The sequence below is a fragment of the Enterococcus sp. LJL120 genome (assembly GCF_054871765.1).
On the sequence record NZ_JBTXLV010000003.1, the window covers coordinates 106,151 to 131,300 of the forward strand.

Here is a 25,150-nt window from a genome sequence, read left to right on the forward strand (position 1 = left end):
GAGTATGTTTGAAGCAGAACGCATTTATATCACCGGTGAAGTAGCGGCGATTTTTTTTCAAAATCCCGGCAACTTTTATAAGGTGTTGTTGATTAAAGTCAGCGATACCAACAGTGAATTCAAAGAAGCTGAAATTGTAGTGACCGGCAGCTTTGGTCAGCTGCAGGAGGGGGAAAGCTACCGTTTTTTTGGTGACTTTGTCGATCATCCCCGCTATGGCAAACAATTTCAAGCCGAAAGCTACGAACAAGAGCGGCCAACTTCGGCCCATGGTGTCGTCAGCTATTTATCTTCTGATAAATTTCCCGGCATCGGCAAGCGGACTGCAGAAAAAATTGTCGAAGTTTTAGGCGAAGATGCGATTGAACGGATGCTGACAGATCCAAGTCTGCTGCAGCAAATTCCCAATTTAAATGAAACTAAGCAGCGGACCATTTTAGAAACGGTGCGCTTAAATCACGGCATGGACCAAGTGATTGTCGGGTTGACCCGCTATGGCTTTGGTAATCAGCTGGCCTTTTCGATTTATCAAACGTATCAAAATGAAGCGCTGGAGATTATTCAAGAAAATCCGTATCAGCTGGTGGAGGATATCGAGGGAATCGGCTTTAAAAAAGCCGATAATATTGCCGAGCAGTTGGGGATTGTCGCAGATTCGCCGCAACGTATTAGAGCGGCTGTCCTGCATCAAAATTTTCAACAGGCTTTGCAAACAGGTAACACCTATGCAGAGGCTGAAATGTTGCTGAACCAAACGATTTACGTTTTAGAGAGCAGCCGCCCCTTTGAAATCAAGCCGAATTTAGTAGCCGATGTCATCATTGGACTGGTGGAGGAAGGCAAAATCCAGCAGGAGGAAACCAAGCTCTATGAAAACAGCTTGTATTTTTCCGAATGGGGAATTGGCGGGGCTGTTGACCGGTTGTTAGGTCGTAAAAAAGAAATTAGCTATCCCAAAAAAGAAATTGATAAAGCGTTGCGCCTGATTGAAAAAACTTCTGGCATTGTCTATGGTGAATCGCAGGAAAAAGCAATCAGAGATGCCATCAAAGCGCCGATGTTTATTTTAACCGGCGGACCAGGAACCGGGAAAACAACAGTCATCAACGGGATTGTCCAATTATTTGCAGAATTAAACGGCATTGAATTGGATCCAAAAAAATACAGCAATGAAATTTTTCCAATTTTATTGGCGGCTCCGACTGGTCGAGCAGCAAAACGAATGAATGAGACGACTGGCTTGCCCGCCAGCACAATTCACCGTTTGTTAGGCTTGAACGGACGGGAAAAATCCCAGAGCCTTTCCGCTAAGGAATTAGAAGGCGGCCTGTTGATTGTCGATGAGATGTCGATGGTGGATACTTGGCTGGCCAACACATTACTTAAAGCGATTCCCACCAATATGCAGGTGATTTTTGTGGGGGATAAAGATCAGCTGCCTTCAGTTGGTCCTGGGCAAGTTCTCCATGACTTATTGGAAATTGCCGAAATTCCCAAAAAAGAATTGACGGAAATTTATCGCCAAGGTTCGGATTCCACGATTGTGCCTTTAGCCCATGAAATTCGCCAAGGAAGGCTGCCGGCTGATTTCAATAAAAATCAGAAGGACCGCTCATTTTTTAATGCCCATGCCAATCAGATTGAGCCATTGATTCGGCAAATTGTCGAAAAGGCCAAACTGAAGGGTTTCACTCCACAGGATATTCAAGTTTTGGCACCGATGTATCGAGGCGTGGCCGGCATCGATGCCATTAATAAAATGATGCAGGAAATTTTTAATCCTAATGATGGCTCCCGTAAGGAAGTTAAATGGAACGACACCGTTTATCGTATCGGCGACAAAGTCTTGCAGTTAGTCAACGAGCCGGAGCTGAACGTTTTTAACGGCGATATGGGAGTTATCACCGGCATCACCTTTGCTAAAGACAGTGAAGATAAAGTTGACCAGTTGACGATTTTGTTTGATGCTACTGAGGTGACCTATCGACGCAACGAGTGGATTAATATCACGCTGTCTTATTGTTGCTCGATTCATAAAGCACAGGGTAGTGAATTTAAAATGGTCATTTTGCCAATGGTCAAACAATACTCCCGCATGCTGCAAAGAAATCTGCTTTATACCGCTGTCACCCGTAGTAAAGACCTGCTGATTTTATTAGGGGAGACCGAAGCCTTTGTCCAATGTGTGCAAAATGAATCGGCGATCCGCTTAACAACTTTAAAGGAAAGAATTCTCAACGCCTCTGAAATGTCACTGACTCTGCGTAGCAAATTAGAAGCCTACGAAGAATCTTTAATGGCCGACCCTTTTACCGATGAGGAGCGGCTGCGACGGACTGTTCAACCGACGAAAGAAAAAAAACAGACTGAGACGACTGCTGAGGAAAAGCAGCCTCAACTATTTAGCGGGATTGAGCTGGATAATTCTGCCAATCAACCGAATATTTTTGAAGCCAGTGAAAGCTATCAAACTACTGATTCAGAAAAAACAGTGGATGTCGAATCTGCAGTAGCCAAGGAATCTGCCAACTCTGCCAATGAATCTGCAGTAGCCAATGAATCTGCAGTAGCCAAGGAATCTGCTGACGTTGCAAATGAATCTGCAACAGTTAATGAGTCCGCTAACGCTGCCAATCAATCAGAACCACAGCTAAAGGATTTTATTTTGACCTTAACAGCCATTCAAAACCAGCAAATCGATCCTCTAATCGGGATGGCAGGTGTAACGCCTCAGGATTTTTCCTGAAAAACATTTTTGAATATTTTCAAAAAAATTTAAGCAAATCTCTTACACGAAATTTTTTTTTGTGATAAGCTAACTCTTGCGACTGAAAAGAATGCCATTGGCTAAAATTCTCTTCAGGCGCTTTTTTTATTTTATGAAAACGAAGGAGCAAAACAATGCCAAAAACAAAACTCGAAGGAATTCTTTTTACAACTACAATGTGTCTATTAATGGTGACGGGAATGAGCGCTTATAATTTAGCGATTCATCATAGTTTCTCATGGGGCGCCTTATTCGGTGGCTTAATCCCTGGCTTTATCGTTGCCTTTATTTTGGATGTCTTTATCGTCGGTAAAATTGCCAAGTCAGTAGCTTTTAAATTACCCATCAACAAAGAAAAAATGCTGCATAAAATTTTAGCTATTTCAGGTTGTATGGTCATAGGAATGGTTTTATGTATGTCATTTTACGGAGTTGTCTATGAACAAGGCTTCAGCGAAAACTTTTTGATGATGTATCTGACCGCGATTGGCTTTAATATCATTGCAGCCTTGCCATTGCAATTATTGATTGTTGGACCAATTTCCCGCAAGTTATTAGGTTTATTCCAAGGCTATACTGCAAAATCAGCGGTTGAATTTGACCCTGAAGCTTAAAGTAACATAAAAAAATCCGTATCTTCTGCTAACTTCTCTGAGTCGCAGGTCTGTGTTAGACCGGCTGCACTGAGAAGCTGGGAAGATACGGTTTTTTTATTGTAGGAAATAGTTTTAAGTTCTAAATAAATTTTAGACGGCTGATTAATACCACAATAATTGTTTGTCTAATTGAAAGGAAACATCAAAGGGCTGCGGCTCTAACACTTCACCGTCTGTCTGGGCGAACTCAGGGACTGTTGAAATCAGACGCAATTTGCGGCCGTTAAAATGGTGGAAATATTTTGACTTCGTATGTTTCTTTTGAACCAATAAAATAATTAGCCAAAAAATTTTAAACAGGGCAATCCGCTCAACGACAATCGTTTCAAAACTGTCCTGTTCAACACTGGCCATCGGGGCAATCGGTACGCCGCCACCAAAGTAAGGATGATTGGTTGTTGTGCATAAAAAGGCGTTGTCAAAGGAATACTCTTGACCGTTTGATTCAATTAAAATCGGATAGCCTTTTTGAGTAAAGAGCACTTTTAGGATCGAAAAGATATAGGAAAAAGAACCCATATGGTATTTGTTCAGATTTTTCTTGGCGGCAGAGTCATTCGTGGTAGCCACAATCGAGGCTTCTAAGCCGATGCCAAAATTATTAAAGACTAAGCCTTGCTGATTTTTGACCTGCTCGTCATAGGTGATGACGTGCATTTCTTTAGGGCTTGGAGCATTGACAATTTGCCAAAAGGCTTTTTCAATTTCCTTTGGAAGTCCGATAGCCCGAGCCAAATCGTTACCGGAGCCAGCAGGTAAATAAGCCACCGGGAATTTTTTTCCTAACAGATAAAATTGATTCAACACACCGTGCAATGTGCCATCGCCACCGACAATCACTAGCAGCGGGTATACTTCCTCAGAATTTTGCAAGTCATCGTGCCACGGCTTCAATGTAGTTTCCGCTAATTCGGCAGCGATTATTTTTTCATCACCGATGTTTTCTGTTTGGTAAACGCTATGTAAGAAATGATTTTTTTCCAATAAAGTAACTATTTTTTTGGCAGCATTGGCCCCCGTACCGCTGCCAGCAGCTGGGTTAATTAATAAGTGATAATGAAAGTTCATAAAGTAATTTACTCCTATAAAAATTAACTAATCTTTCGTTTCCTTTGAATTATAGCAGAAATTCAGCAAATAAAGAAAAAGTTAGGCTCACAAAATTACTTGTGGGCCCAACTTTTTTATTCTTCAATGATCAGCGCTTGAATACCGGCTCCGGCTAAAATACGAGCAGCATTATAATTATTCAAGCCTTTTCTAAAGGTTAAATAAACCCTTTGATCGGTTGGCACCTCTGTCAGTCGCTCCCGTAATTCGCTTAAAGGAATATTGGCCGTTGCTGTTACAGAACCCGTCGCAGCTTTACCAGCTTCTCGAATATCTAAGAAAAAGGCGGTTTGGAAATCTGCTTCAGGAATGTCTGCCAGCTTGATTGTGGCTGCCACGTTGCTCAATTGATTGATGGCAACATAACCAGCTGTATTTAGTGGATCACGGGTTGTGGAATAAGGTGGCGAATAAGGCAACTCTAAGTCCGGTAAATCAAAGACGCTGAGATTTCCGGTGATGGCTACAGATAATTCACCAATCCGTTTATCAACACCTTTTTCACCAACCGCTTGGCCGCCGAGAATTTTACCGCTGTCGGCATCAAAAATTAATTTTAAATTTAAACGAGTGGCCCCTGGATAAAAGTAAGCATGGTCAAAAGGGGTGATAAAAATTGTTTTATAATTGGTAATACCGACTGCTTTTAGCATAGCTTCTGTATAACCGACAAAGCTAGCAGTCAAATCAAAAACCTTGCCTACGCCAGAGCCGATAAAGCCACGATAGCGCAGCGGATTGCCAACAAAAATATCCGCTAATAAATGCCCTTGGCGATTGGCTGCACTGGACAATAGACTAGGAATCGGCAGACCAGTAATCACACTGGTTGTTTCAATGACATCGCCAATAGCATAGATATCAGCAATATTCGTTCGCAACTGATCATCAACAATAATGTGCTGGTCAGCGGCCAAAGCGATACCAGCTGCCGCTGCAACTTCGTTATTTGGCTTGACGCCGGTGGCAAAAATCAGCATCTCTTGTTCAATCTCTTGACCGTCTGCTAAGCGCAATTTTCGGCCGTTTTCGCTAATTTCTGTGGCAGTTTCCCCAAGGAAAACGCGAATGTCTTCGGCAATTAATTTTTCATATAAAATATCAGCAATTTCCTGATCATAAGTGTAGGCAACTTGCGGCAATTGTTCTACCAAAGTCACCGCCATGCCGCGATGTTTAAAGTTTTCGGCTAATTCCAAGCCGGCAATCCCTGCTCCTAAGATGGTCACTTTTTGGGGATTTTCTTGCTCCATGAAATTTTTTATCGCATCAGCATCGGAAACACTTCGCAGCACGAAAGCATTGTTCGCTTCAGCCAAACCATCAATCTGCGGAAAAACTGGCCGGGCACCCGCAGAAATAACTAATTTATCATAGGTTTCCACATAGCTTTCGTTGGTTTTTAAATTGGTGACGCTGACGGCTTTCGCCTGCGGGTCAATCTTGGTGACTTCATTAAAAATTCGCACATCTAAATTATTTTTGATTTTCAAACTTTCCGGTGTACGTTCAATTAAAGAATCCCGGTCATCGATTACCCCACCTAAATAATAAGGTAGCGCACAACTGGCGTAGGAAATATTAGCGCCTCTTTCCAGCATAATAATTTCAATACTTTCATCTAAACGACGTAGGCGGGTAGCAAATGAAGGACCACCGGCGACAGCGCCAATTACTAGGACTTTCATGGAAAAGCCTCCTTTTATTTTTCTGAGAATTAGCATAAATTCATGCTACGCTTGCTGAAAAAAATAAGCAACTAATTGTACTTCAAACAAATAATAACCTCCCAAACCAGTTATCGTTCGCTAGCTTTAGGAGGTCATTATTAAAAAAATTATTTACTCGACTTCTGTGAAACCCGCAGCTTTTAAGCTAGTAGCAAAATCCTCATAAGATAATTCGCTAACAACCTGACTATCTGGCAAAGTTGTGCCGGTCAAATTGGCGAAGCTGCTGCTGTCGACTTGGCTCATATCAAGTTCAATACTGACCTCAAAGGCCTCATCGGTAAATTGATTAGTCAAAGTGACGCCTGCTGTGTCGCTATAAGTTTCAAAGGTACTGGCTAAGGCTTCTTCCAATGCTGTCTGCTGGTCTTCTGATAGCGTGGCATCTTCTTCTAAGCCTAAATCCGTTAATTTAAAACTGGCTAAAATTTCGACGGTCCGCATGGTTTCATCTTGATGCTGAATGGTAATTTTGGTTTGGGCACCATCAAGGAGACCTTCATAGACCGCTGTTTGCTGTGTTTTATCTTCAATCACTTCTGTGGCAGTTTCGCTGCAGCCTGCTAAAAGCAAGAGCATTATGCCGGCAATCAGCAATGGCAGATAGGTTTTCAATGTTTTCATCTCTATGGTCCCCCAAAAATCTCTGTTTCATTAATAGTATCACAAATTTTTCGCCTTAGAAGCAGGAATTTTTCGTTATCAAGCAATCGGCAATTGCTAAAATTATTTTTTTTGGTATAATTGACCATTGTTATCATATTTTTATCGCGGTTCGTCGACCATCCCGCGTTACCAAAACTAGGAGGAGGAAAAAAACATGCAAGCAACTAACAGTACTACGAGGAAATCCCTCGTCGCCTTAATCGTCAACGGGCTAATCATGGCACTTTATATCGCCCTAACTATTTTGGTGGCTCCCGTTTCATCAGGACCGATTCAATTTCGGATTTCGGAAAGTTTAAATCATCTGGTCGTCTTCAATCGCAAATTTATTTGGGGCGTCTTAGGCGGTGTGATTGTCTACAATCTGTTTTTTGGATTTGGCGTGATGGATGCGCTCTTTGGGGGGGCTCAGACTTTGATTTCATTAGGCTTAACAGCTCTTTTGTATAATAAAGTCAAAAGTCCAATTGTTCGTCTAGCTTTGAACACGCTATTTTTCACGGCCAGCATGGCAATCATTGCGTACATGCTGACAATGACTGGCAGCGCAGGCAGCTTCTGGGCGATGTATGGTACTTTAGCGTTGAGTGAATTTATCATCATGGCGATTTCAGCACCAGTAATGTATGTCTTAAATGAAGCTTTGAACTTCAAAAAAATCGTTTAAGCTTCATCTGTAACAACTGAATAAAATAAATAAAACCGGCAGCTTTTAGTGGGAAAACTAAGGCTGCCGGTTTTTTATGAATTGTTTTTATAAGCTGTTGTCATCATTGTGTTGCAGGTCTTCAACTTCGACCACTTTAAAGTTTTTATGCTCTAAATTCGCAATAATTTCTTCACAGGTTTCTCTAGAAGTATTTTCCGGTAAAGTAATTAGCGTGCGGCGGATAAAGGCATCCTTGCCGACATCTAAAGTGATGCAAGCCGCAATGCTGACATATTTAGAAATAATTTTTGACATGTAAGCTAAATCGCCTTGTTTACCGGTTGAAGCAATTGTCAAAACATAACTACCGGTTTCGATATTCCAAGACTGGGCCAAGACATTTAATAAAGCCGCATGGGTTAAAATCCCGTAAAAATAATTGTTATCATCTAAAACAGCAATATAAGGTAATTCTTTAATAGTAAAGAATACTTTGAAAAACGAAGTATCAATATCAATAAATTTAGTAGCATTTTTCAATAGGTGAGTCACCGGTAAACTCATGTCACCTCCGTTAGCTTTATGGCGATAGATGTGCATCTTATAGATATTACCCCGAAAAATTTTATTGGTTTCATCGAGAATCGGCACACAGCGGAAACCAGACTCTTCCAAAATGTTTAATGCTTCCTCCAAAGTGCTGGATTCAGTGACTGTCGTCAAATCTTTTTTCTTGCGAACAATTGATTTCAATAACATAAAATACTCCTCCTAACAATCTATTCCTTCCCCTGTATAATAACATAATTTCAAAAGAAACCATAGAGGGTTAGTGGAAAACTACATAGAACAGCGCCGGTTTGACAGAAAAATCATCTCGTGATAATGTATGTTAGTACATTTGTGAAATCGTCAGGAGGTTTATCGATATGGCAAATAAAAAAGCGGCTTTAGCTTGTACCGTTTGCGGCTCACGAAATTACCATAAGAGTGTCAGCGAAGGCAAAAAGGGCGAACGTCTAGAAATCAATAAATTTTGTAAACACTGTAATCAATATACATTACATAAAGAGACAAAATAGAAAAAAGGAGCAGACTAATGAAATTTCTAAAAAGTGTTAGAGACGTCATGAAAAAAGTAACCTGGCCAAGTGGCAAACAATTGCGTCGGGATACGATTATCGTTATCCAAACATCTTTGGCTTTTGCGCTATTCTTCTTTATTGTGGATACCGCTTTGCGCTATGGTATTACTTGGATTGTTGGCAATTAAAGCTAGCCAAAGGGAAAAGTCGATGTTATACTAGGGTTGAGAAAAATCTCGGGAAACTGAGGTTTTTTTATTATGGAAAAAGCTTTTTCAGCTTTCGAGCAGGTCACTTAAGGAAATGAAAGGAATTTTAAAACATGGAAACTTTTGAAAAAAATTGGTACGTTTTACACACTTATTCCGGTTATGAAAATAAAGTAAAAGCGAATATCGAATCACGGGCCCAAAGTATGGGGATGGGAGATTATATTTTTAGAGTAGTCGTTCCTGAAGAAACCCAAACAGAAGTCAAAAACGGCAAGGAAAAAGAAATCGTGCATAAAACTTTTCCTGGCTATGTGTTAGTTGAAATGACGATGACGGATGATTCATGGTACGTTGTCCGCAATACTCCAGGGGTGACCGGTTTCGTTGGGTCGCATGGAGCCGGCAGCAAGCCAGCGCCTTTACTACAAGAAGAAATCAATCACATCCTGCGTTCAATCGGCATGAGCACGCGCCAAAGCGATTTGAAGGTTTCCCTTGATGAAGTTGTCAAAATTATCGAAGGCGCCTTTTCTGGTCTTGAAGGGGTCGTGACTGAAATCGATGAAGAAAAACAAAAATTGAAGGTTAATATCGATATGTTCGGTCGGGAAACCAGCGCCGAATTAGACTTCGATCAAGTAGATAAAATTTAAAAAAGCAAACGAGACTGTCAGATAGGTTCCGTGAACAGATAAATTATTGAATAGTAGAAAGCGTAGGCGTTAGTTTGGCAGCTTTGACATAAAGCTAACGGGCAAGCTTCTAAAAATTCATCAAATTAATCTGGCGGCACTTATTTCAACAGTCTCTTTTTTTGTAGTCAAATGACTAGGAGGCTTTGAAAATGAAAAAAACGATGGCGTTTATATTGGGTATTTTGCTTTTCTTTCTGGCGGCTTGTTCCAGCAGCCCGCAGACCACTGCTTCTAGCACAAGTGGCACGTCCACTGAGGAAACAACTGTTTCGACAAGTGAGACAATTATAAAAACCAATGAGCCAACCATTTTCTTTCACGGCTATAGCGGCACAATCAATTCCTTTAAAAGTATGATTTCCCGAATTGAAGCGGACGGTTATGCTACAAAAGAATTGGTGCTGACAGTCGCAACTGACGGCAGCATCACTTCAGAAGGAACCTACACAAATACTGAGAACAATCCAATCGTTCAAGTGTTATTTGCTGATAATAAAAATAATGAGTGGAACCAAGCAGAATGGGTCAAAGATGTCTTGGAGTATTTACAGACGAATTATAATGTGCAGGCCGTTAACATTGTTGGACACTCAATGGGGGGCGTCAGCGCTTTTCGCTATCTGACTGCCTATGGCTATGACACAACCTTGCCTAAAGTCACAAAATTTGTCGGTATCGGTGCGCCCTTCAATGATTTTTGGGATACCTCTAGCAGCCAAACTATTGATGATCTGTTAACCAATGGTCCGACAGAAAAAAGTCAGCGTTATTTAGATTATGCCACCGGGATTACCAATGTTGCCACCAATATGCCCGTCTTACTTTTAGCAGGGCAACTGTCAGAAACCGATTTAAGTGATGAAACGGTGCCTTTGACTAGCGCCTTAGCTCCTTTTCAACTGCTACAAACCAATGGCAATTCTGTAAGCTATCAAATTTTTATGGGAATTCAACATAGTCAGCTGCATGAAGAGCCGGCTGTCGACCAAGCAGTCGAAGCATTTTTATGGGATTGATGCTGGAAATTCGCAGAAAACTAAAACTTTTGATGGTTATTCGCAATTAAATATTACCGAAGATGAATCCTTTGCTGATTTTAAATGTCAGTAGTATATTTTTCCTAACGTAAATGGAAAGAAGGATTTGTATGACGTACCATACGAGTAGTGAAGAACATCCCATTGATATTGTAAATATTGCTTCTTTAGAAAATAAAGTGAAGGAACGGATGGAGGCTGGGGCCTTTGGATACATTCGTGGCGGTTCCGAAGACGAATGGACTCTGCGGGAAAATACGCTAGCCTTCAGCAAGAAAAAAATTGTTCCTCGAGTCTTACAAGGATTAGAAAAGCCAGTGTTGAACACGAGCCTTTTAGGAATTAATTTGGCAACACCAATTATTCAAGCACCATCCGCAGCACAAGGATTGGCCCATGAAAAAGGGGAGCTGGCGACTGCTGCCGGTGTAGCCAGCGCCGGTTCGATTTTTTCAATCAGCACCTACGCCAGCACCTTAGTCGAGGACGCGGCAGCGGCCGCACCAGCAGCGCCGCAATTTTTCCAATTGTATTTAAGCAAGGACGAAGGATTTAACAAATATATTTTAGATAAAGCCGTCACTAGTGGCGCTAAAGCAATTATTTTGACCGCCGATTCTACCCAAGGCGGCTATCGGGAAGACGATATTGTCAATCAATTTCAGTTCCCGCTACCCATGCAAAATTTGGCAGCCTATGCCAACAAAGATGGCCGTGGCGACGGAGCCGGTAAAGGCATCGCTGAAATCTATGCCGCTGCTAAGCAAGCTATTGCGCCGTCAGATATTCAAAAAGTCAAAGAATTAACTGGACTTCCAGTCATTGTCAAAGGGATTCAGTCACCGATTGACGCTGTGGTCGCCATTGATTTTGGCGCTGACGCCATCTGGGTCTCAAATCACGGCGGTCGCCAATTAGATGGCGGTCCCGCATCCTTTGATGTCCTGCCAGCAATTGCTGAATCAGTGGCCAAACGAGTACCGATTATTTTCGACAGCGGAGTTCGCCGCGGCGAACATATCTTCAAAGCAATTGCCAGTGGCGCCGACATTGTTGCCATCGGCCGTCCCGTCATTTACGGCCTAAACCTCGGCGGCTCTGAAGGGGTAAAATCAGTCTTTGACCATTTTAATAAAGAGTTAGCCATCACTATGCAACTTGCCGGCACTAAGACGGTTGAAGATATTAAGAATGTTGAGTTGCTGGGGTGAGTTTCAAGAAAGATTTTCCAGACTAGGTTTGGAGAATCTTTTTTTGGAATGGCCAAACTCTAAAAAAATTAGCTTTTCAATAAGGAACCTTGCTTTCTAAAATTTCCTTCTGTAAAATATCTTTTGAGACCTTTATGGTTTAGCAAATCAGTGGTAGAATTATTGATTCATTGTTTGTAGATAAGGGGAAACGGAAGGGTGTAGTTTTTTTTGAAAAAAGTATCTGTGATTGTTACTTGCTATAATCATGAAAAATATATCGAACAATGCTTACGTAGTATCTTTTCACAAACCCATCAAAATATCGAGTTGTTTATTGTGAATGATGGGTCGAGTGATAATTCTGATGAGGTTATTCGCCAAACGATTTTAGATTCACCATTTGAAGTAACGGAATATCTTTTCCAAGAAAACCAAGGGAGCTGTGTATCCAGAAATGAAGGACTTGACTGGGCTACTGGTGAGTTTATTTTAATGGTGGACAGCGACAACTACCTTGATGATAATCATATTGAGGTTTCCCTCGCTTTATTGGAAGTGAGCCAAAAGGATATTGCTTATACCTCTTTAAAAAATGCAGATACGCAGACTGTTATTAACGAGGTGCCCGAGTTTGATTTAACTCGATTGCTTAATGTTAATTTTATTGATACGTGTTCTTTGATTCGAAAAGAAGCACTGGGGTCACATCGTTTCGATTTATATTTGAACCGTCTATTTATGCAGGATTATGATTTCTTTTTAAGTTTAATCCATGATGGCGCTCAGGCAATTAAAGTAGAAGGTTTGTACCAAAATTATCGAGTGCTGCCGAATTCTGTAGGTAATCGTGCTGAGAACCGCACGCAACGGTTAAAATGGTTTGAAATCTATTCATATATTATCGCTAAATATCCTGATTATCAGGAAAAAAGTCAGAGTAGCTGGTTTAGTAGTTGGTTTTTTCAACTTAACCACGAATATGACTATTTATTAAATGAGAACGCAAAACTAAATTCTAGAAATTTTGATTTATATTTGAATAACTTTAGTAGAGAGAGAGAATTATTTAATAAAGAAAAACAACTGCTTGATATCCAAAAAGATCCCTTCTCGTGGATAAAAAGTCAAGGATTGGCGGCAGGTTCTCCTGAAAACATAAATTCAAAAAAATGGCGTTTTAAGCAGAAGCTAAGTTTTTCTGCGCAATGCATAAAAAATATTTTTTCTAATAGACCAACAGATGAAATTAAAGAAGAGCCTAAAGAAGCAATCTCAAATTCTCAAAATATAAATCTTTCAGATACTTTTCTGTCTGAAAATGCCTACCAAGAGTGGATTGCTAATACTGAGGACATGCAAAATCGGCTAACGTATGAGCGGCACACTGGCTTTGGTTTGGTTCCAACGATTTCAATTTTGATGCCTGTCTACAATGTTGAGAGAAAATGGTTGGAAAAAGCCGTTCAGTCAGTAAAAAATCAGTGGTATCCAAAATGGGAGCTATGCATCGCTGACGATGCTTCGACTAACTTGGAAACTATTTCTTATTTAGAGGAGTTATTAGCAGAAGGCAATCCCAAAATTAAAGTTGTTTTCCGCAAAGAAAACGGTCATATCTCAGAAGCTACCAATTCTGCTTTGGAAATTGCCACGGGGGAATATATTGCTCTTTTGGACAATGATGACGAGTTGACGCCAAATGCTCTATTTGAGGTGCTGGAGTTTATCAATCAGCATCCCGATGACGAGATCAACTTAGTTTATACTGATGAGGATAAAATTGACGAGGAAGGACAGCGCTTTTCGCCGCATTTCAAGCCTGATTGGTCACCGGATTTAATTTTAAATCAAAATTACATTTCTCATTTAGGCGTCTATAAAACCGAAATTGCTAGAAAAATCGGCGGTTTCCGCAAGGGCTTTGAGGGGGCGCAGGACCATGATTTCCTACTGCGCTTTGTGGAGCAGATTAATTCTAAAAGTATTTATCATATTCCCAAAGTCTTGTATCATTGGCGGGCAATTGTTGGCTCAACAGCTTTTGATACTGATCAAAAGGAATATGTGAATGAAACGGGCATTCGCGTAATTCAAGAAACATTGGAACGGCGAAGTATCAAAGGCGAGGTGACTTCAGGCCCAATCACTGGCTTGTATGATATCCGCTATGACATTCTTGAAGAAGCTTTAGTCAGCATTATTATTCCGACCCGCAATGGGTATGAAGATTTGAAATTATGTATCGATTCGATTATCGAAACTTCTACCTATTCTAATTATGAAATAATTGTCGCTGATAATGGCAGTGATGATCCTGCGATGCTGCCGCTGTTTAACGAGTATCAAGAAAAATTAGGGGACCGTTTTACACGGGTTTACCTGAATATTCCTTTTAATTATTCACGCTTAAATAATAAAGCCGTCGCCGTTTCTGCTGGTAAATACTTATTATTTTTGAACAATGACACCAGTATTATTGCTCCCGATTGGATTGAAAGAATGTTGGGATTTGCCCAATTTGAACGAATCGGCTGTGTCGGGGCTAAGCTCGTCTATTTTGATGATACCATTCAACATGGCGGTGTAATTTTAGGTATGGGCGGAATTGCTGGCCACAGCTTTGTCGGGCTGCCAAAGGATGATTTTGGTTATTTTGGCAAATTATACACTGATTATAATTACACAGCTGTAACTGCTGCTTGTATGATGGTTAGTCGTCAAGATTTTGAGACTGTTAATGGTTTTGATGAAGAGTTAGAAGTAGCCTTCAATGATATTGATTTATGTATTCGCATTTTTGAATTGGGCAAAAACAATGTCTGGGCCCATGATGCGGTATTGTATCACGGACAATCACAAGCTCAAGATGAAGAGAAAACTCTGGAAATGGATTGGAATGTACAAAAAGATTCAGCCAGAATTAAAGCTAAATATGGAGAAAAATTATTACAAGATCCTGCTGGGAATATCAATTACGCCTCAATTAAAAATCCTTTCGAAACAAATATTGAATAATGAGTAAGTTCAATTAGATAAAAGTTTTTGACGAGATGGACGCCTCAATTTTTCTGGGGAGCTTTTTGTTAAAAGTGGGTGTTGGAATTTAAAATAATATCCTTTGTACTGGTAAGAGTGATAGGCCTGTTTAATTTTCTCAGTTGTTAAAATATAAAATATCGCGTCGATAGGAACCTGGAAGTTCCTGTTGACGCTTTTTTTGTTTGACAAAACCCACTTTTCCTCTTATACTTTAGAAGTGGTTACTACCAGTTCGGTTAAGAAATAATTTCGTGAGAAGGAGCGTCGTTATCGTGGATAATTCAAAAAAGCAACCATTATATGATCAGTTAGTTTCTGTGATTATAAAAAAAATTGAAGACGGTCTTGAGGCGGATACGCTTTTGCCTTCTGAAAGAGAGATGTCTGAGCAATATGATTTAAGTCGGACGACGGTGCGACAGGCTTTGCAGGAGTTAGAAAAACTCGGTTACATTTATCGTCGGCATGGCAAAGGAACCTTTGTTGCGGATTTAAGCAAGCAGACCATGAATCTGGCAGGGGCCTATAGTTTTACTGATCAGATGAAAAGTTTAGGAAAGATGCCAGAAACGACAATTTTAAGTTTTGAAATTGTCGAGGCAAAAAAATATTTTGCCGATAACTTGGATCTGGCTGAAGGGGAGTCGTTGATTAAAATCAAGCGGCTGCGCTTAGCAGACGGTGAGCCGATGATGGTGGAGCGGAGTTATTTACCACAAAAATACTTTGGGGATTTAACAGAGGAATTGTTGCAACAAAAACCTTTGTATGAAATTTTTTCCGAAGAGTATCATCAGGTAATCAAGCTGGCAGAAGAGGAATTTTATGCTAGTGTAGCAATTTTTTCTGATGCAGAGCAGTTGGCTATTCAAGAGTCTGCGCCAGTACTAAATTTAATCCGGCGCACTTATAACGAGAAAAATGAAGTCATTGAATTTACTTTGAGTGTCGCTAGAGCGGACCAATTCCGCTATAAAATAATTCATACTCGGTAGTGTTAGGCAAGTGGTCTAGCTAGAGTGGCTTACTAGGAAAATTGAGCCACAAGCTGTGGTTCAAAACTATCAGCACCAGTCGAATTTTTAATATTGTTATTTTAACTGCTAGTCAGACCTTTAGAAAAAGGTCTGACATAGGAGCTTTATAGAACATAAGTTGTAAAGATGATATAGGAGGAGAGCAAATGTTTCAACAATCAGCAGCAGAATTAGAAAAATTAGGCGCCGAAATTACGACGAGGGAAATTCGTCAACAGCCGGAATTATGGATGGAAGCCTTGGATTTATTCAAAGAACAAGAGGCAAAAATTAAAAACTTTTTAGACAAAGTTTTGGCGGAGACAGATCAAAAAATTCGGGTCATCTTCACGGGAGCTGGTACATCACAATATGTTGGCGATACAATTGTTCCTTATTTGTCCGATAAGGGTAGCTCGCAATTTGTTTTTGAAAGCATTGCAACCACTAGCATTGTGGCAACGCCGGCTGATTATCTGGCAGCTGATGATGTGACAGTGCTGGTATCCTTTGCCCGCAGTGGAAATTCACCTGAGAGTGTGGCAACTGTCGAAATTGCCAATCAAGTTGTAAAAAATCTTTTCCATATTACGATTACGTGTGCCAAGGATGGTTCCTTAGCGAAAAATGCAGCTGGCGATGAACGGAATTTGTTATTATTGCAACCGGAACGCTCTAACGATGATGGCTTTGCGATGACCGGCAGCTTCAGCTGTATGGCACTGACAGCATTATTGGTCTTCGATCAAACTCCTTTGACGGCTAAAGAAAAATTCGTTGCCGACATGATTACGTTAGGTAAAGAAGTCATTGCCAGAGAAGCACAAATCCAAGGATTAATTGATAAAGATTTTGATCGGATTGTCTATTTGGGTTCTGGCTCGCTAGCTGGTCTGACTCGGGAATCTCAATTGAAGATTTTGGAATTGACAGCCGGTAAAATTGCGACAGTCTTTGACTCTTCCATGGGCTTCCGTCATGGACCGAAATCTTTTGTTAATGAAGAGACATTGGTTTTTGTTTATCAAAGTAATGATGAATATACTCGGCAATACGATCAAGATATTTTACATGAAGTCGCCGGCGATGAAATTGCGCGGGCAACGGTCGCCATTTCTCAAAGTGCTCAAGGAAGCTTCACGGATGATTCCTTTATCTTTGAAAGTCAGACTGACTTACTGCCTGAAGGGTATCTTGCACTGCCATTTCAAATGGTAGCTCAGACAGTTTCCCTGTTGGCCTCCGTTAAAGTCGGCAATACACCAGACACACCATCACCAAGCGGAACAGTTAACCGTGTAGTTAAAGGTGTAACAATCCATCCGTATCAATAATTTTTCATAAAAAAATTTTTTAAAGGGGATATAAATTATGTTAAAAATGTCAGCTGGAAAATGGCAATACATGGAACAATTATCAACAAAGGATGGGTTTATTGAAGCCTTGGCAATTGATCAGCGGGGGGCTTTGAAAAAAATGATTACGGCGTTGGGGGAAGAACCAACTAGCCAACATATTACTGATTTTAAAAAATTGGTGTCAGAGGAATTGACCCAATATGCCTCTTCAATTTTATTAGACCCAGAATATGGGTTGCCTGCAGCGGATGCCCGGGATAAAGATGCCGGCTTGTTGTTAGCTTATGAAAAGACTGGTTACGATGCAACGACACCTGGACGTTTGCCAGACATTTTGAAGGAATGGTCTGTGTTACGTTTGCAGGAAAAAAAGGCTGATGCGATGAAGTTCCTTCTATATTATGATGTGGATGAAGATGCAAAAATCAATCATGAGAAACATGTTTTCGTGGAGCGCTTAGGCAGCGAATGCGCTGGTCAAGATATTCCATTTTATCTAGAAGTGGTCGCTTACGATGCTAATATTGCCGATGCAACTTCAAAAGAATATGCTAAAGTTAAACCCCACAAAGTAATTGAAATGATGAAGGAATTTACAAAACCTCAATATAAAGTGGACGTTTTAAAAGTTGAAGTGCCGGTCAACATGAATTTTGTTGAAGGCTATGGCGATGACGTAGTTTATACGAAAGCTGAGGCGGCTGCTTACTTCAAAGAACAAAGTCAAGCAACTGATTTACCATTTATTTTCTTGAGTGCTGGGGTATCGGCAAAATTATTCCAAGAAACGCTCTTATTTGCTAAAGAAGCTGGTTCGACCTTTAACGGTGTACTTTGCGGCCGGGCAACTTGGAAAAATGGTGTTGAACCTTTCATTAAAGAAGGGGAAGCGGCAGCTCGTAAATGGCTGCAAACGGAAGGCCGTTCTAATATTGAAGAATTAAATGCGGTAGTAGATAAAACAGCGACTCCTTGGTTCAGCAAAGTTGAAAAAGCTTAAGGAGTAAACCATGATTATTACAGTGACTATGAACCCCTCATTGGATATGGCCTATCCGGTGCCCCATTTAATTATTGATGATGTGAATCGGGTAACGAATGTCTCAAAAACAGCTGGGGGCAAAGGCTTGAATGTTACGCGGGTTTTAAAACAATTAGGCGCTTCGGTTGTTGCGACTGGCTTAATTGGTGGCAATATCGGCCGTTTTATTACCGAACAGCTGGGGGCAACTGATATTGCCCATGATTTTTATGAAATTGCTGGTGAAAGCCGCCACTCGATTGCTATCTTGCATGACGAGGGCAAACAAACGGAATTATTAGAAACTGGTCCAGAAATTTCTGAGTTGGAACTAGCTGGCTTTCTAGAAAAATTTGTCGGCTTAACAAAAGATGTTGCGGCCTTGACGATTTCTGGTAGTCTGCCACCGGGTGTGCCCCAAGATTTTTATCAAAAATTAATCAATCTAGTTAAAGTTCCTGTATTATTGGACAGTTCGGGTAAAACTTTAGCTGCAAGCTTAGCCGGTCAGCGCAAACCGTTTCTAATCAAGCCTAACTTATCTGAGATTCAAGAGTTAGTTGGTGTCGAATTATCACTAGATAATCTTGAGCAATTGAAGGATGTTTTACAGGAAGACATTTTTACCGGCATTGAGTGGCTGGTTATTTCGATGGGCAGTCAAGGGGCGCTTGCGAAACACAATGGACTATTTTATCGAGTAGAAATTCCTAAAATTGCTGTCGTCAACCCAGTTGGTTCTGGTGATGCGACTCTAGCTGGTTTAGCCTATAGTGTTGAAAAAAGTTTATCAGATGAAGAGTTATTAAAAACTGGCATGGTTTGTGGCATGTTAAATGCTCAAGAACATCAAACTGGTTGGATAAATCCAGCTAATTTTTCTGAACTGTTTGAAAAAATTACTGTCACTAAAATATAAAAAAAGTGCGTCGAAGGAAAGCTTGTTTAGTCAGCTTTCCTTTGACGCTATTTTATTCGTTAAATCAGCGGAAAATAAAGAAAAAGACTTGCAACTGTCAGCAAACCTGTTATACTGTTTTAGTGTGTGTTTTCCGACACGCGGTTTTATGCTCAGGGGTAACTGAGCAGTGGGAGGAGAAATTTGGATCTCCAATTAACCACATCACGGACTCAAGGAGGTATGTCTCGTGGCAAAAAAAGTAGAAAAAATCGTTAAATTGCAAATTCCTGCAGGTAAAGCAACACCAGCTCCCCCAGTAGGTCCTGCACTAGGTCAAGCCGGTATCAACATCATGGGCTTCACGAAAGAATTTAATGCCCGCACAGCTGACCAAGCAGGTTTAATCATTCCAGTGGTTATCTCAGTTTATGAAGATCGTTCATTTACTTTCGTAACTAAGACACCACCAGCAGCTGTTCTATTGAAAAAAGCAGCGAAGGTTGACAAAGGCTCTGGCGAACCAAACAAAACGAAAGTTGCGTCTGTTTCCAAAGCTCAAGTTCAAGAAATCGCTGAATTAAAAATGGAAGACCTAAACGCCGCTAACGTTGAGTCAGCAATGCGCATGGTTGAAGGAACTGCAAGAAGCATGGGGATTACTGTAGAATAATTTTTACACCCTGAAGCAACGGCTTCTCAGTTGGCTCTGTATTGAAAAATATAGAACACGTGGGAGGTTCAACCCGTTATAACCACTAAGGAGGAAACAAAATGGCTAAAAAAAGCAAAAAAATGCAAGAAGCATTAAAATTAGTTGACAAAAACAAAGCATATCCTGTTGCAGAAGCAGTTGCTTTAGCAAAAGAAACCAACATCGCAAAATTCGATGCAACTGTTGAAGTGGCTTACCGCTTAAACGTTGACCCTAAACAAGCAGACCAACAAATTCGTGGTGCTGTCGTTTTACCTAACGGAACTGGTAAAACACAAAAAGTTTTAGTTTTCGCTAAAGGTGACAAAGCTAAAGAAGCAGAAGCTGCTGGTGCAGATTATGTCGGCGAAGCTGATATGGTTCAAAAAATCCAAGGCGGCTGGTTCGACTTTGACGTAGTTGTAGCAACTCCTGACATGATGGCAGAAGTTGGTAAATTAGGTCGGGTCTTAGGACCAAAAGGCTTAATGCCAAACCCTAAAACTGGTACTGTAACAATGGACGTTACAAAAGCTGTTAACGAAGTTAAAGCTGGTAAAGTAACTTACCGTGTTGACCGTGTTGGAAACATTCATGTACCAATCGGTAAAGTATCATTTGACACTGACAAATTAATCGAAAACTTCAACACAATCAATGACGTTTTAATGCGTGCTAAACCAGCCGCAGCAAAAGGTCAATACATCAAAAACATCACAGTAACCACTACTTTTGGTCCTGGTGTTCACGTTGATCAATTTTCATTTTAATTTAAATTAAAGATTGACTTGCTTGCCTTATCTATGGTAAGGTAAGCAAGGTTAATTAATATTAATCGTACCGAAGACAGTAGGTGACGCAAGTCTTAATTTCCTACCGAGGACAATGTTGAGAAATTCAATAGTCCCTCTATGTCTACGGTGGCATAGGGTTATTTTTTTGGTTTCAAAGAAAAACTCTTTCCATCAAAATTCAGGAGGTGAAATACAATGAGTGAAGCAATTATTGCAAAAAAAGCCCAAGAAGTTGAAGAAGTAACTGCGAAATTTGAAGCAGCTGCCTCTGTCGTTTTTGTTGACTATCGTGGATTAACAGTTGAAGAAGTAACAAACTTGCGTAAACAATTACGTGACAACGACGTTGAAATGAAAGTTATCAAAAATTCAATCTTATCTCGTGCTGCTGAAAAAGCTGGTTTAACTGGTTTAGATGAAGTCTTTACTGGACCAACTGCTGTTGCCTTCAGTAACGAAGATGTGGTTGCACCTGCAAAAATCATGGTTGATTTTGCTAAAGATGCAAAAGCATTGGAGGTAAAAGGTGGCGTAGTTGAAGGAAAAGTTTCTTCCATCGAAGAAATCACTGCCTTGGCTGCATTACCAAACCGCGAAGGTCTCCTTTCTATGTTGCTATCTGTGCTTCAAGCACCAGTTCGCAATGTGGCTTACGCTGTCAAAGCAGTGGCCGAAAAAGAAGACGACGCAGCTTAATGTTAGTTGATTTAGTCGCTTAGTTACTATTTAAAATACAAAACCAATATATGGAGGAAATTAAAAATGGCATTGAACATTGAAAACATCGTTGCTGAATTAAAAGAAGCAACTATCATTGAATTAAACGATTTAGTAAAAGCTATTGAAGAAGAATTTGGCGTATCTGCAGCAGCTCCTGTAGCAGTTGCTGGTGCAGCAGGCGGTGCCGCTGCAGCTGAAGAACAAACTGAATTCACTGTTGAATTGACAGCAGTTGGCGATCAAAAAGTTAAAGTTATCAAAGCAGTTCGTGAAGCAACTGGTCTTGGCTTGAAAGAAGCGAAAGAAGTAGTTGACGGCGCTCCTGCAGCAGTTAAAGAAGGCATCAACAAAGAAGAAGCAGAAGCATTAAAAGCTTCTTTAGAAGAAGTTGGCGCAACTGTAACTGTAAAATAATTTTTCAAAATTATTTAAAGACTAGAAACCTTGTTAAGTCAGGGTTTCTAGTCTTTTTTTGTTGTGACAAAAGCAAAATTTTATCAATAAAATTGCCGAAGATATTATCAAAATATTTAATCAAATAACCTTGTTTTAAACCTAAAAATCTGGTTTTAAGCAATAAAAAAATCTAGTTTCTACTATTATATATAGTGAGTATTTGCTCTTTGTTTTTCTACTTATTTAACAGGTGATTTTAATTCTTACTAACACGGTGCTGTTACTTCTAATTAAATGATATTTTGCTCAATGTCTGCTGTTTGAATTTTGCATATCTTTCTAATTCTGCTTCGATCATCTGTTTTGAAACCAAGCCTTCCTGCCAAATAGTCAGCTCCGCTTCGAGCTTGGTTCCTTTGCTGCGGGTTTTCCAATAGCCGATAATCGCCCCTTCAAACAAAATTGCTCCAGGATTTGCAACAGTTTGCCAAATTACCCGCTGATGTGAGCTATCGGCTAAAATAACATGGCGATCTTGGAGACCAAGATAAGGATCGTGTCCTATTAAAAGATGAAAAGTCCGGTGATTACTGACAGGAGTTGCTAGGGCAGATAAATCTTTTTCCAAGATAAATTGCTTTTTATCAGCAACTGTAACAGGCACAATTTCTGTTACAATTGTTTGCCACATTCGTTTGGCTTGCTGTGGTGAACAGCCTAACCAATTGGCAAAGGCTAACTCATCGGTGGGACCATAGCAATGAAGGAATTTTTTGAGCAGTTGACGTACTGGTGGAGCTTTCAACGCAAGTTCCTCTCCTAACCAATTTTTGTAAGAAGTAAAGCTAGGAGTTCGTCCGTCCCGTTTGGCAAATACGACTTGTCCTTGAAAAGCACAGGGCCGAAGTAAAAAAGAAACTGCGGCCCCACCAACCGTTTGCTTTTGGGGATTGCCGTACATTGAAGGAGCATTCCATAAGCTTTTTTTCTCTTTAGGAAGATAGTCTGCTACCCATTCAGCAATTGTTTGGTCTAAACTCATTTTACTTTCGATAATCGTTGTATCTAATTGGTGCATAACTTTTTGTAATAGCTGCCAGACTTGGTCAAAGTCCATTTTTAAAAAATCCAAAGCCAGCTGGATGCCTTTTGTATAAATCCAAGGCTCATCAGCTAAAGGAATTAAGGTTGGTAAAAAGATGCGGCTTTCTGTGGTTGGAAAGACAACCGGGGTTCCACGGAAACTCCAAGCTTGGACTAGAATTTTTTCTTCCTCTAGAGTTTTTTTCATCTTTGTTTTAGAAAAGGTAGTTGTCCGATTATGGAGGGCCTCTTGCCAAGCATCAGGGGGCGAATTTTGAAACCCGCAGGCACCGACAAGTTCTGTTAGCTTTTTAGCGGGATAAAATTTATCTAAATGGTGCGAGCGCAGACGGAAATTTCGGATTTCTTCGTAAGTAAACTGTTTCATTAATATGCTCCTTTCAAAGTTATTATACAAGCTAAAGGGGTTTCTCCCAAATTTAGTTAATTTTTCTGTTAAATAACAATAGGATGAGAAAATGAAAGGTTATTGATGAATAAAATGTGAATAAATTCTAAAAAAACTATTGCTAATTTCAGAATTTTCTATTAATATATGAACAATTACAAGATTAGGGGGATAAAGTATGAAAAAAAGCTTGTTTGCAGGATTTTTATTATGTGGGTTAGTCTTAACAGCCTGTGGAGGCGATTCGAACTCCACTGACGGTAGTAGCACTTCAGGCAGCAGCTCTGCTTCGGGAAATGCAGAGCAGGTTTTTAATCTTGCGGTAGTTCAAGAAATGCCGAGTGCCGATTTGTCATTAGCGACAGATACAATTAGTTTTGCAGCCTTGAACAATGTCTATGAAGGCTTGTATCGTCTAGATGCCGATCAAGCACCTTCACCGGCGGGAGCAGCAGAAATGGCCGAAGTGAGTGACGATGGCTTAGTTTACACGTTGCAGTTACGAGAAGATGCGACTTGGTCAAATGGTGATCCTTTAACAGCGGATGATTACGTGTATGGTTGGCAAAGAACCGTTGATCCAGCAACAGCGTCTCAATATGCTTATCTCTATTCCTCAGTGGCAAATGCGACTGCTATTACTGAAGATGGCGCAGATGTTTCAACTTTAGGAATTAAAGCTTTAAGTGATTACGAGTTAGAAATTACTTTGGAGGTGGCAACGCCGTACTTTGATTATCTATTAGCGTTTCCATCATTCTTCCCGCAACATGAAGCAACAGTCGAAGAATATGGCACCGAATATGCCCAAACCAGTGATAACGCAGTCTATAATGGGCCTTTCGTGTTAGCTGATTTTGATGGTCCGGGTACGGATACTGAGTGGACTTACCAAAAGAATGATACTTACTGGGATGCTGACAATGTAGCGTTGGATACAATTAACGTCTCCGTTATCAAAGAATCTTCAACTGGTTTAAATTTATTTAATGATGGACAGTTAAACGATGTGACCTTGACGGGTGAATTAGCTCAGCAGAATGCTGGCGAAGAAGCTTATGTAGTTGATAAATCTTCCCGGACAACGTATATCGAAATGAATCAGCGGGAAGCCGATTCTCCTTGGCACAATCAAAATCTGCGGATGGCATTATCCTATGCCATCGATCGAGAAATGATGGTTCAGCAAGTATTAGGTAATGGCTCAGTTGCTTCCACCAGTTTGATTCCTTCAGAGATGTCGTATAATCCAGATACTGGTGAAGATTTTGTGGTAGATTCAAAAGCTGATTTGGAATACGATTTAGAGCAAGCTCAAAGCTATTGGGAAGCAGCCAAGTCAGAATTAGGAATTGATTCTTTAAGTTTTGAATTATTAGCAGATGATACAGATTCAACGAAAGCTGTAGCGCAATACTTGCAGGGAGCTTGGCAGGACGCCTTTGATGGCATGTCTGTAAGCATTGCAACCGTACCATTTTCTGTACGGATTGATCGGGCGAATACCGGTGATTTCGAAGTGGTTCTAGGCGGCTGGGGTGCCGATTATTCTGATCCAAGTAGCTTCACTGACTTGTTTGTCACAGACAATACATACAACCGTGGTCGTTGGTCAAATTCTGAGTATGATACTTTAGTAACAGAAGCAGCAACAACCAACGCCAATGATCCTGAAGCCCGGTGGCAGAATCTAGTGGATGCTGAAGCGATTATCTCCGGCGAGATGGGTGTCATCCCAGTCTTCCAAAAAGCTGAAGGTCACCTGCGTTCCACAGAGGTAAAAAATGTCGTCGTCCACGGAGCTGGCGCTTCTTATGATTACAAATGGGCTTATATTGAATAAGCTAGACAAAAATTGAAAGAGGAGCTCTGTAGAAGGATTGTAAAACTTTCTTCTACAGAGCTTTTTTTCACTTTTTTAA

General features: G+C 40.5%; 23 protein-coding genes and 1 other annotated feature. Of the genes, 18 read left to right on the forward strand and 5 right to left on the reverse strand.

Annotated features, from left to right (window positions below):
* Positions 1-4: 4 nt before the first annotated feature.
* The gene (gene recD2 / locus ACYSNU_RS05835) at positions 5-2,746 is read left to right on the forward strand and encodes an SF1B family DNA helicase RecD2 (protein WP_461736257.1); all 2,742 of its coding nucleotides are present in this window, start codon (positions 5-7) and stop codon (positions 2,744-2,746) included.
* 155 nt (positions 2,747-2,901) lie between these two features.
* On the forward strand, positions 2,902-3,381 hold the full coding sequence (locus ACYSNU_RS05840) for a DUF2798 domain-containing protein (RefSeq protein ID WP_461736258.1): 480 nt from the start codon (positions 2,902-2,904) through the stop codon (positions 3,379-3,381).
* 144 nt (positions 3,382-3,525) lie between these two features.
* Here the strand turns inward: ACYSNU_RS05840 and ACYSNU_RS05845 are convergent, their stop codons facing one another.
* The 3 genes from ACYSNU_RS05845 to ACYSNU_RS05855 all read right to left on the reverse strand — a co-directional run bounded on the left by ACYSNU_RS05845 (position 3,526) and on the right by ACYSNU_RS05855 (position 6,887).
* Complete coding sequence (locus ACYSNU_RS05845) at positions 3,526-4,491, reverse strand: diacylglycerol/lipid kinase family protein (RefSeq protein WP_461736259.1); 966 nt, start codon at positions 4,489-4,491, stop codon at positions 3,526-3,528.
* A gap of 116 nt (positions 4,492-4,607) precedes the next feature.
* Positions 4,608-6,221 (reverse strand): FAD-dependent oxidoreductase, encoded by a 1,614-nt coding sequence (locus tag ACYSNU_RS05850; protein ID WP_461736260.1) that lies wholly within the window; start codon positions 6,219-6,221, stop codon positions 4,608-4,610.
* A 153-nt stretch (positions 6,222-6,374) separates the two neighbouring features.
* On the reverse strand, positions 6,375-6,887 hold the full coding sequence (locus ACYSNU_RS05855) for a DUF1307 domain-containing protein (protein WP_461736261.1): 513 nt from the start codon (positions 6,885-6,887) through the stop codon (positions 6,375-6,377).
* 196 nt (positions 6,888-7,083) lie between these two features.
* Between ACYSNU_RS05855 and ACYSNU_RS05860 the strand changes: the two genes are divergently transcribed.
* Positions 7,084-7,596, forward strand: a complete 513-nt coding sequence (locus ACYSNU_RS05860) for a QueT transporter family protein (protein ID WP_461736262.1) — start codon at positions 7,084-7,086, stop codon at positions 7,594-7,596.
* An 87-nt stretch (positions 7,597-7,683) separates the two neighbouring features.
* On the opposite strand, the gene cbpA is transcribed toward ACYSNU_RS05860, so the two are convergent.
* Positions 7,684-8,337, reverse strand: a complete 654-nt coding sequence (gene cbpA / locus ACYSNU_RS05865) for a cyclic di-AMP binding protein CbpA (RefSeq protein ID WP_265458193.1) — start codon at positions 8,335-8,337, stop codon at positions 7,684-7,686.
* 170 nt (positions 8,338-8,507) lie between these two features.
* Here cbpA and rpmG point away from each other — a divergent pair, with 170 nt between their 5' ends.
* The 14 genes from rpmG to rplL all read left to right on the forward strand — a co-directional run bounded on the left by rpmG (position 8,508) and on the right by rplL (position 21,754).
* Positions 8,508-8,660 (forward strand): 50S ribosomal protein L33, encoded by a 153-nt coding sequence (gene rpmG / locus ACYSNU_RS05870; RefSeq protein WP_265458195.1) that lies wholly within the window; start codon positions 8,508-8,510, stop codon positions 8,658-8,660.
* A 17-nt stretch (positions 8,661-8,677) separates the two neighbouring features.
* A complete protein-coding gene (gene secE / locus ACYSNU_RS05875) occupies positions 8,678-8,851 on the forward strand; it encodes a preprotein translocase subunit SecE (protein WP_461736263.1) in 174 nt (57 codons plus the stop codon).
* A gap of 134 nt (positions 8,852-8,985) precedes the next feature.
* A complete protein-coding gene (gene nusG, locus ACYSNU_RS05880; protein WP_461736264.1) occupies positions 8,986-9,528 on the forward strand; it encodes a transcription termination/antitermination protein NusG in 543 nt (180 codons plus the stop codon).
* Positions 9,529-9,719: 191 nt separating this feature from the next.
* On the forward strand, positions 9,720-10,586 hold the full coding sequence (locus ACYSNU_RS05885; RefSeq protein WP_461736265.1) for an alpha/beta fold hydrolase: 867 nt from the start codon (positions 9,720-9,722) through the stop codon (positions 10,584-10,586).
* Positions 10,587-10,717: 131 nt separating this feature from the next.
* Positions 10,718-11,818, forward strand: coding sequence for a lactate oxidase (locus ACYSNU_RS05890; protein ID WP_461736266.1), 1,101 nt, complete (start codon positions 10,718-10,720; stop codon positions 11,816-11,818).
* A gap of 210 nt (positions 11,819-12,028) precedes the next feature.
* Entirely contained in the window at positions 12,029-14,815 is a 2,787-nt protein-coding gene (locus tag ACYSNU_RS05895) for a glycosyltransferase (protein ID WP_461736267.1), read from the forward strand.
* A gap of 296 nt (positions 14,816-15,111) precedes the next feature.
* Positions 15,112-15,834: a GntR family transcriptional regulator gene (locus tag ACYSNU_RS05900; RefSeq protein ID WP_461736268.1), complete on the forward strand. Its 723-nt coding sequence runs from the start codon at positions 15,112-15,114 to the stop codon at positions 15,832-15,834.
* A gap of 188 nt (positions 15,835-16,022) precedes the next feature.
* Positions 16,023-17,189 carry an SIS domain-containing protein gene (locus tag ACYSNU_RS05905; RefSeq protein ID WP_461736269.1) on the forward strand — a complete coding sequence of 389 codons (1,167 nt, stop codon included), beginning with the start codon at positions 16,023-16,025 and terminating at the stop codon, positions 17,187-17,189.
* Between the two features lie 37 nt (positions 17,190-17,226).
* A complete protein-coding gene (lacD, locus tag ACYSNU_RS05910; RefSeq protein WP_461736270.1) occupies positions 17,227-18,213 on the forward strand; it encodes a tagatose-bisphosphate aldolase in 987 nt (328 codons plus the stop codon).
* 10 nt (positions 18,214-18,223) lie between these two features.
* Positions 18,224-19,153, forward strand: coding sequence for a hexose kinase (locus tag ACYSNU_RS05915; RefSeq protein WP_461736271.1), 930 nt, complete (start codon positions 18,224-18,226; stop codon positions 19,151-19,153).
* Positions 19,154-19,382: 229 nt separating this feature from the next.
* On the forward strand, positions 19,383-19,805 hold the full coding sequence (gene rplK, locus ACYSNU_RS05920) for a 50S ribosomal protein L11 (RefSeq protein ID WP_265458211.1): 423 nt from the start codon (positions 19,383-19,385) through the stop codon (positions 19,803-19,805).
* A 101-nt stretch (positions 19,806-19,906) separates the two neighbouring features.
* A complete protein-coding gene (gene rplA / locus ACYSNU_RS05925; RefSeq protein WP_265458213.1) occupies positions 19,907-20,596 on the forward strand; it encodes a 50S ribosomal protein L1 in 690 nt (229 codons plus the stop codon).
* 52 nt (positions 20,597-20,648) lie between these two features.
* Positions 20,649-20,773: a sequence feature (ribosomal protein L10 leader region), on the forward strand.
* 42 nt (positions 20,774-20,815) lie between these two features.
* Entirely contained in the window at positions 20,816-21,316 is a 501-nt protein-coding gene (gene rplJ, locus ACYSNU_RS05930; protein WP_461736272.1) for a 50S ribosomal protein L10, read from the forward strand.
* 66 nt (positions 21,317-21,382) lie between these two features.
* A complete protein-coding gene (gene rplL, locus ACYSNU_RS05935; RefSeq protein WP_265458217.1) occupies positions 21,383-21,754 on the forward strand; it encodes a 50S ribosomal protein L7/L12 in 372 nt (123 codons plus the stop codon).
* A gap of 268 nt (positions 21,755-22,022) precedes the next feature.
* On the opposite strand, the gene ACYSNU_RS05940 is transcribed toward rplL, so the two are convergent.
* Positions 22,023-23,207 (reverse strand): winged helix DNA-binding domain-containing protein, encoded by a 1,185-nt coding sequence (locus ACYSNU_RS05940; protein WP_461736273.1) that lies wholly within the window; start codon positions 23,205-23,207, stop codon positions 22,023-22,025.
* A gap of 199 nt (positions 23,208-23,406) precedes the next feature.
* On the opposite strand from ACYSNU_RS05940, the gene ACYSNU_RS05945 reads away from it, so the two are divergent.
* Entirely contained in the window at positions 23,407-25,071 is a 1,665-nt protein-coding gene (locus ACYSNU_RS05945; protein WP_461736274.1) for a peptide ABC transporter substrate-binding protein, read from the forward strand.
* Positions 25,072-25,150 lie beyond the last annotated feature (79 nt).

What these genes read in the sequence shown, in the direction of transcription:
- ACYSNU_RS05845 (WP_461736259.1), bottom strand. Translation starts at nt 4,491, where the DNA reads ATGAACTTTCATTATCACTTATTAATTAACCCAGCTGCTGGCAGCGGT.
- ACYSNU_RS05885 (WP_461736265.1), top strand. Translation starts at nt 9,720, where the DNA reads ATGAAAAAAACGATGGCGTTTATATTGGGTATTTTGCTTTTCTTTCTG.
- ACYSNU_RS05945 (WP_461736274.1), top strand. Translation starts at nt 23,407, where the DNA reads ATGAAAAAAAGCTTGTTTGCAGGATTTTTATTATGTGGGTTAGTCTTA.
- ACYSNU_RS05890 (WP_461736266.1), top strand. Translation starts at nt 10,718, where the DNA reads ATGACGTACCATACGAGTAGTGAAGAACATCCCATTGATATTGTAAAT.
- recD2 (WP_461736257.1), top strand. Translation starts at nt 5, where the DNA reads ATGTTTGAAGCAGAACGCATTTATATCACCGGTGAAGTAGCGGCGATT.
- nusG (WP_461736264.1), top strand. Translation starts at nt 8,986, where the DNA reads ATGGAAACTTTTGAAAAAAATTGGTACGTTTTACACACTTATTCCGGT.
- ACYSNU_RS05840 (WP_461736258.1), top strand. Translation starts at nt 2,902, where the DNA reads ATGCCAAAAACAAAACTCGAAGGAATTCTTTTTACAACTACAATGTGT.
- cbpA (WP_265458193.1), bottom strand. Translation starts at nt 8,337, where the DNA reads ATGTTATTGAAATCAATTGTTCGCAAGAAAAAAGATTTGACGACAGTC.
- rplL (WP_265458217.1), top strand. Translation starts at nt 21,383, where the DNA reads ATGGCATTGAACATTGAAAACATCGTTGCTGAATTAAAAGAAGCAACT.
- rpmG (WP_265458195.1), top strand. Translation starts at nt 8,508, where the DNA reads ATGGCAAATAAAAAAGCGGCTTTAGCTTGTACCGTTTGCGGCTCACGA.
- secE (WP_461736263.1), top strand. Translation starts at nt 8,678, where the DNA reads ATGAAATTTCTAAAAAGTGTTAGAGACGTCATGAAAAAAGTAACCTGG.
- rplJ (WP_461736272.1), top strand. Translation starts at nt 20,816, where the DNA reads ATGAGTGAAGCAATTATTGCAAAAAAAGCCCAAGAAGTTGAAGAAGTA.
- ACYSNU_RS05915 (WP_461736271.1), top strand. Translation starts at nt 18,224, where the DNA reads ATGATTATTACAGTGACTATGAACCCCTCATTGGATATGGCCTATCCG.
- ACYSNU_RS05855 (WP_461736261.1), bottom strand. Translation starts at nt 6,887, where the DNA reads ATGAAAACATTGAAAACCTATCTGCCATTGCTGATTGCCGGCATAATG.
- ACYSNU_RS05905 (WP_461736269.1), top strand. Translation starts at nt 16,023, where the DNA reads ATGTTTCAACAATCAGCAGCAGAATTAGAAAAATTAGGCGCCGAAATT.
- ACYSNU_RS05940 (WP_461736273.1), bottom strand. Translation starts at nt 23,207, where the DNA reads ATGAAACAGTTTACTTACGAAGAAATCCGAAATTTCCGTCTGCGCTCG.
- rplA (WP_265458213.1), top strand. Translation starts at nt 19,907, where the DNA reads ATGGCTAAAAAAAGCAAAAAAATGCAAGAAGCATTAAAATTAGTTGAC.
- lacD (WP_461736270.1), top strand. Translation starts at nt 17,227, where the DNA reads ATGTTAAAAATGTCAGCTGGAAAATGGCAATACATGGAACAATTATCA.
- ACYSNU_RS05860 (WP_461736262.1), top strand. Translation starts at nt 7,084, where the DNA reads ATGCAAGCAACTAACAGTACTACGAGGAAATCCCTCGTCGCCTTAATC.
- ACYSNU_RS05850 (WP_461736260.1), bottom strand. Translation starts at nt 6,221, where the DNA reads ATGAAAGTCCTAGTAATTGGCGCTGTCGCCGGTGGTCCTTCATTTGCT.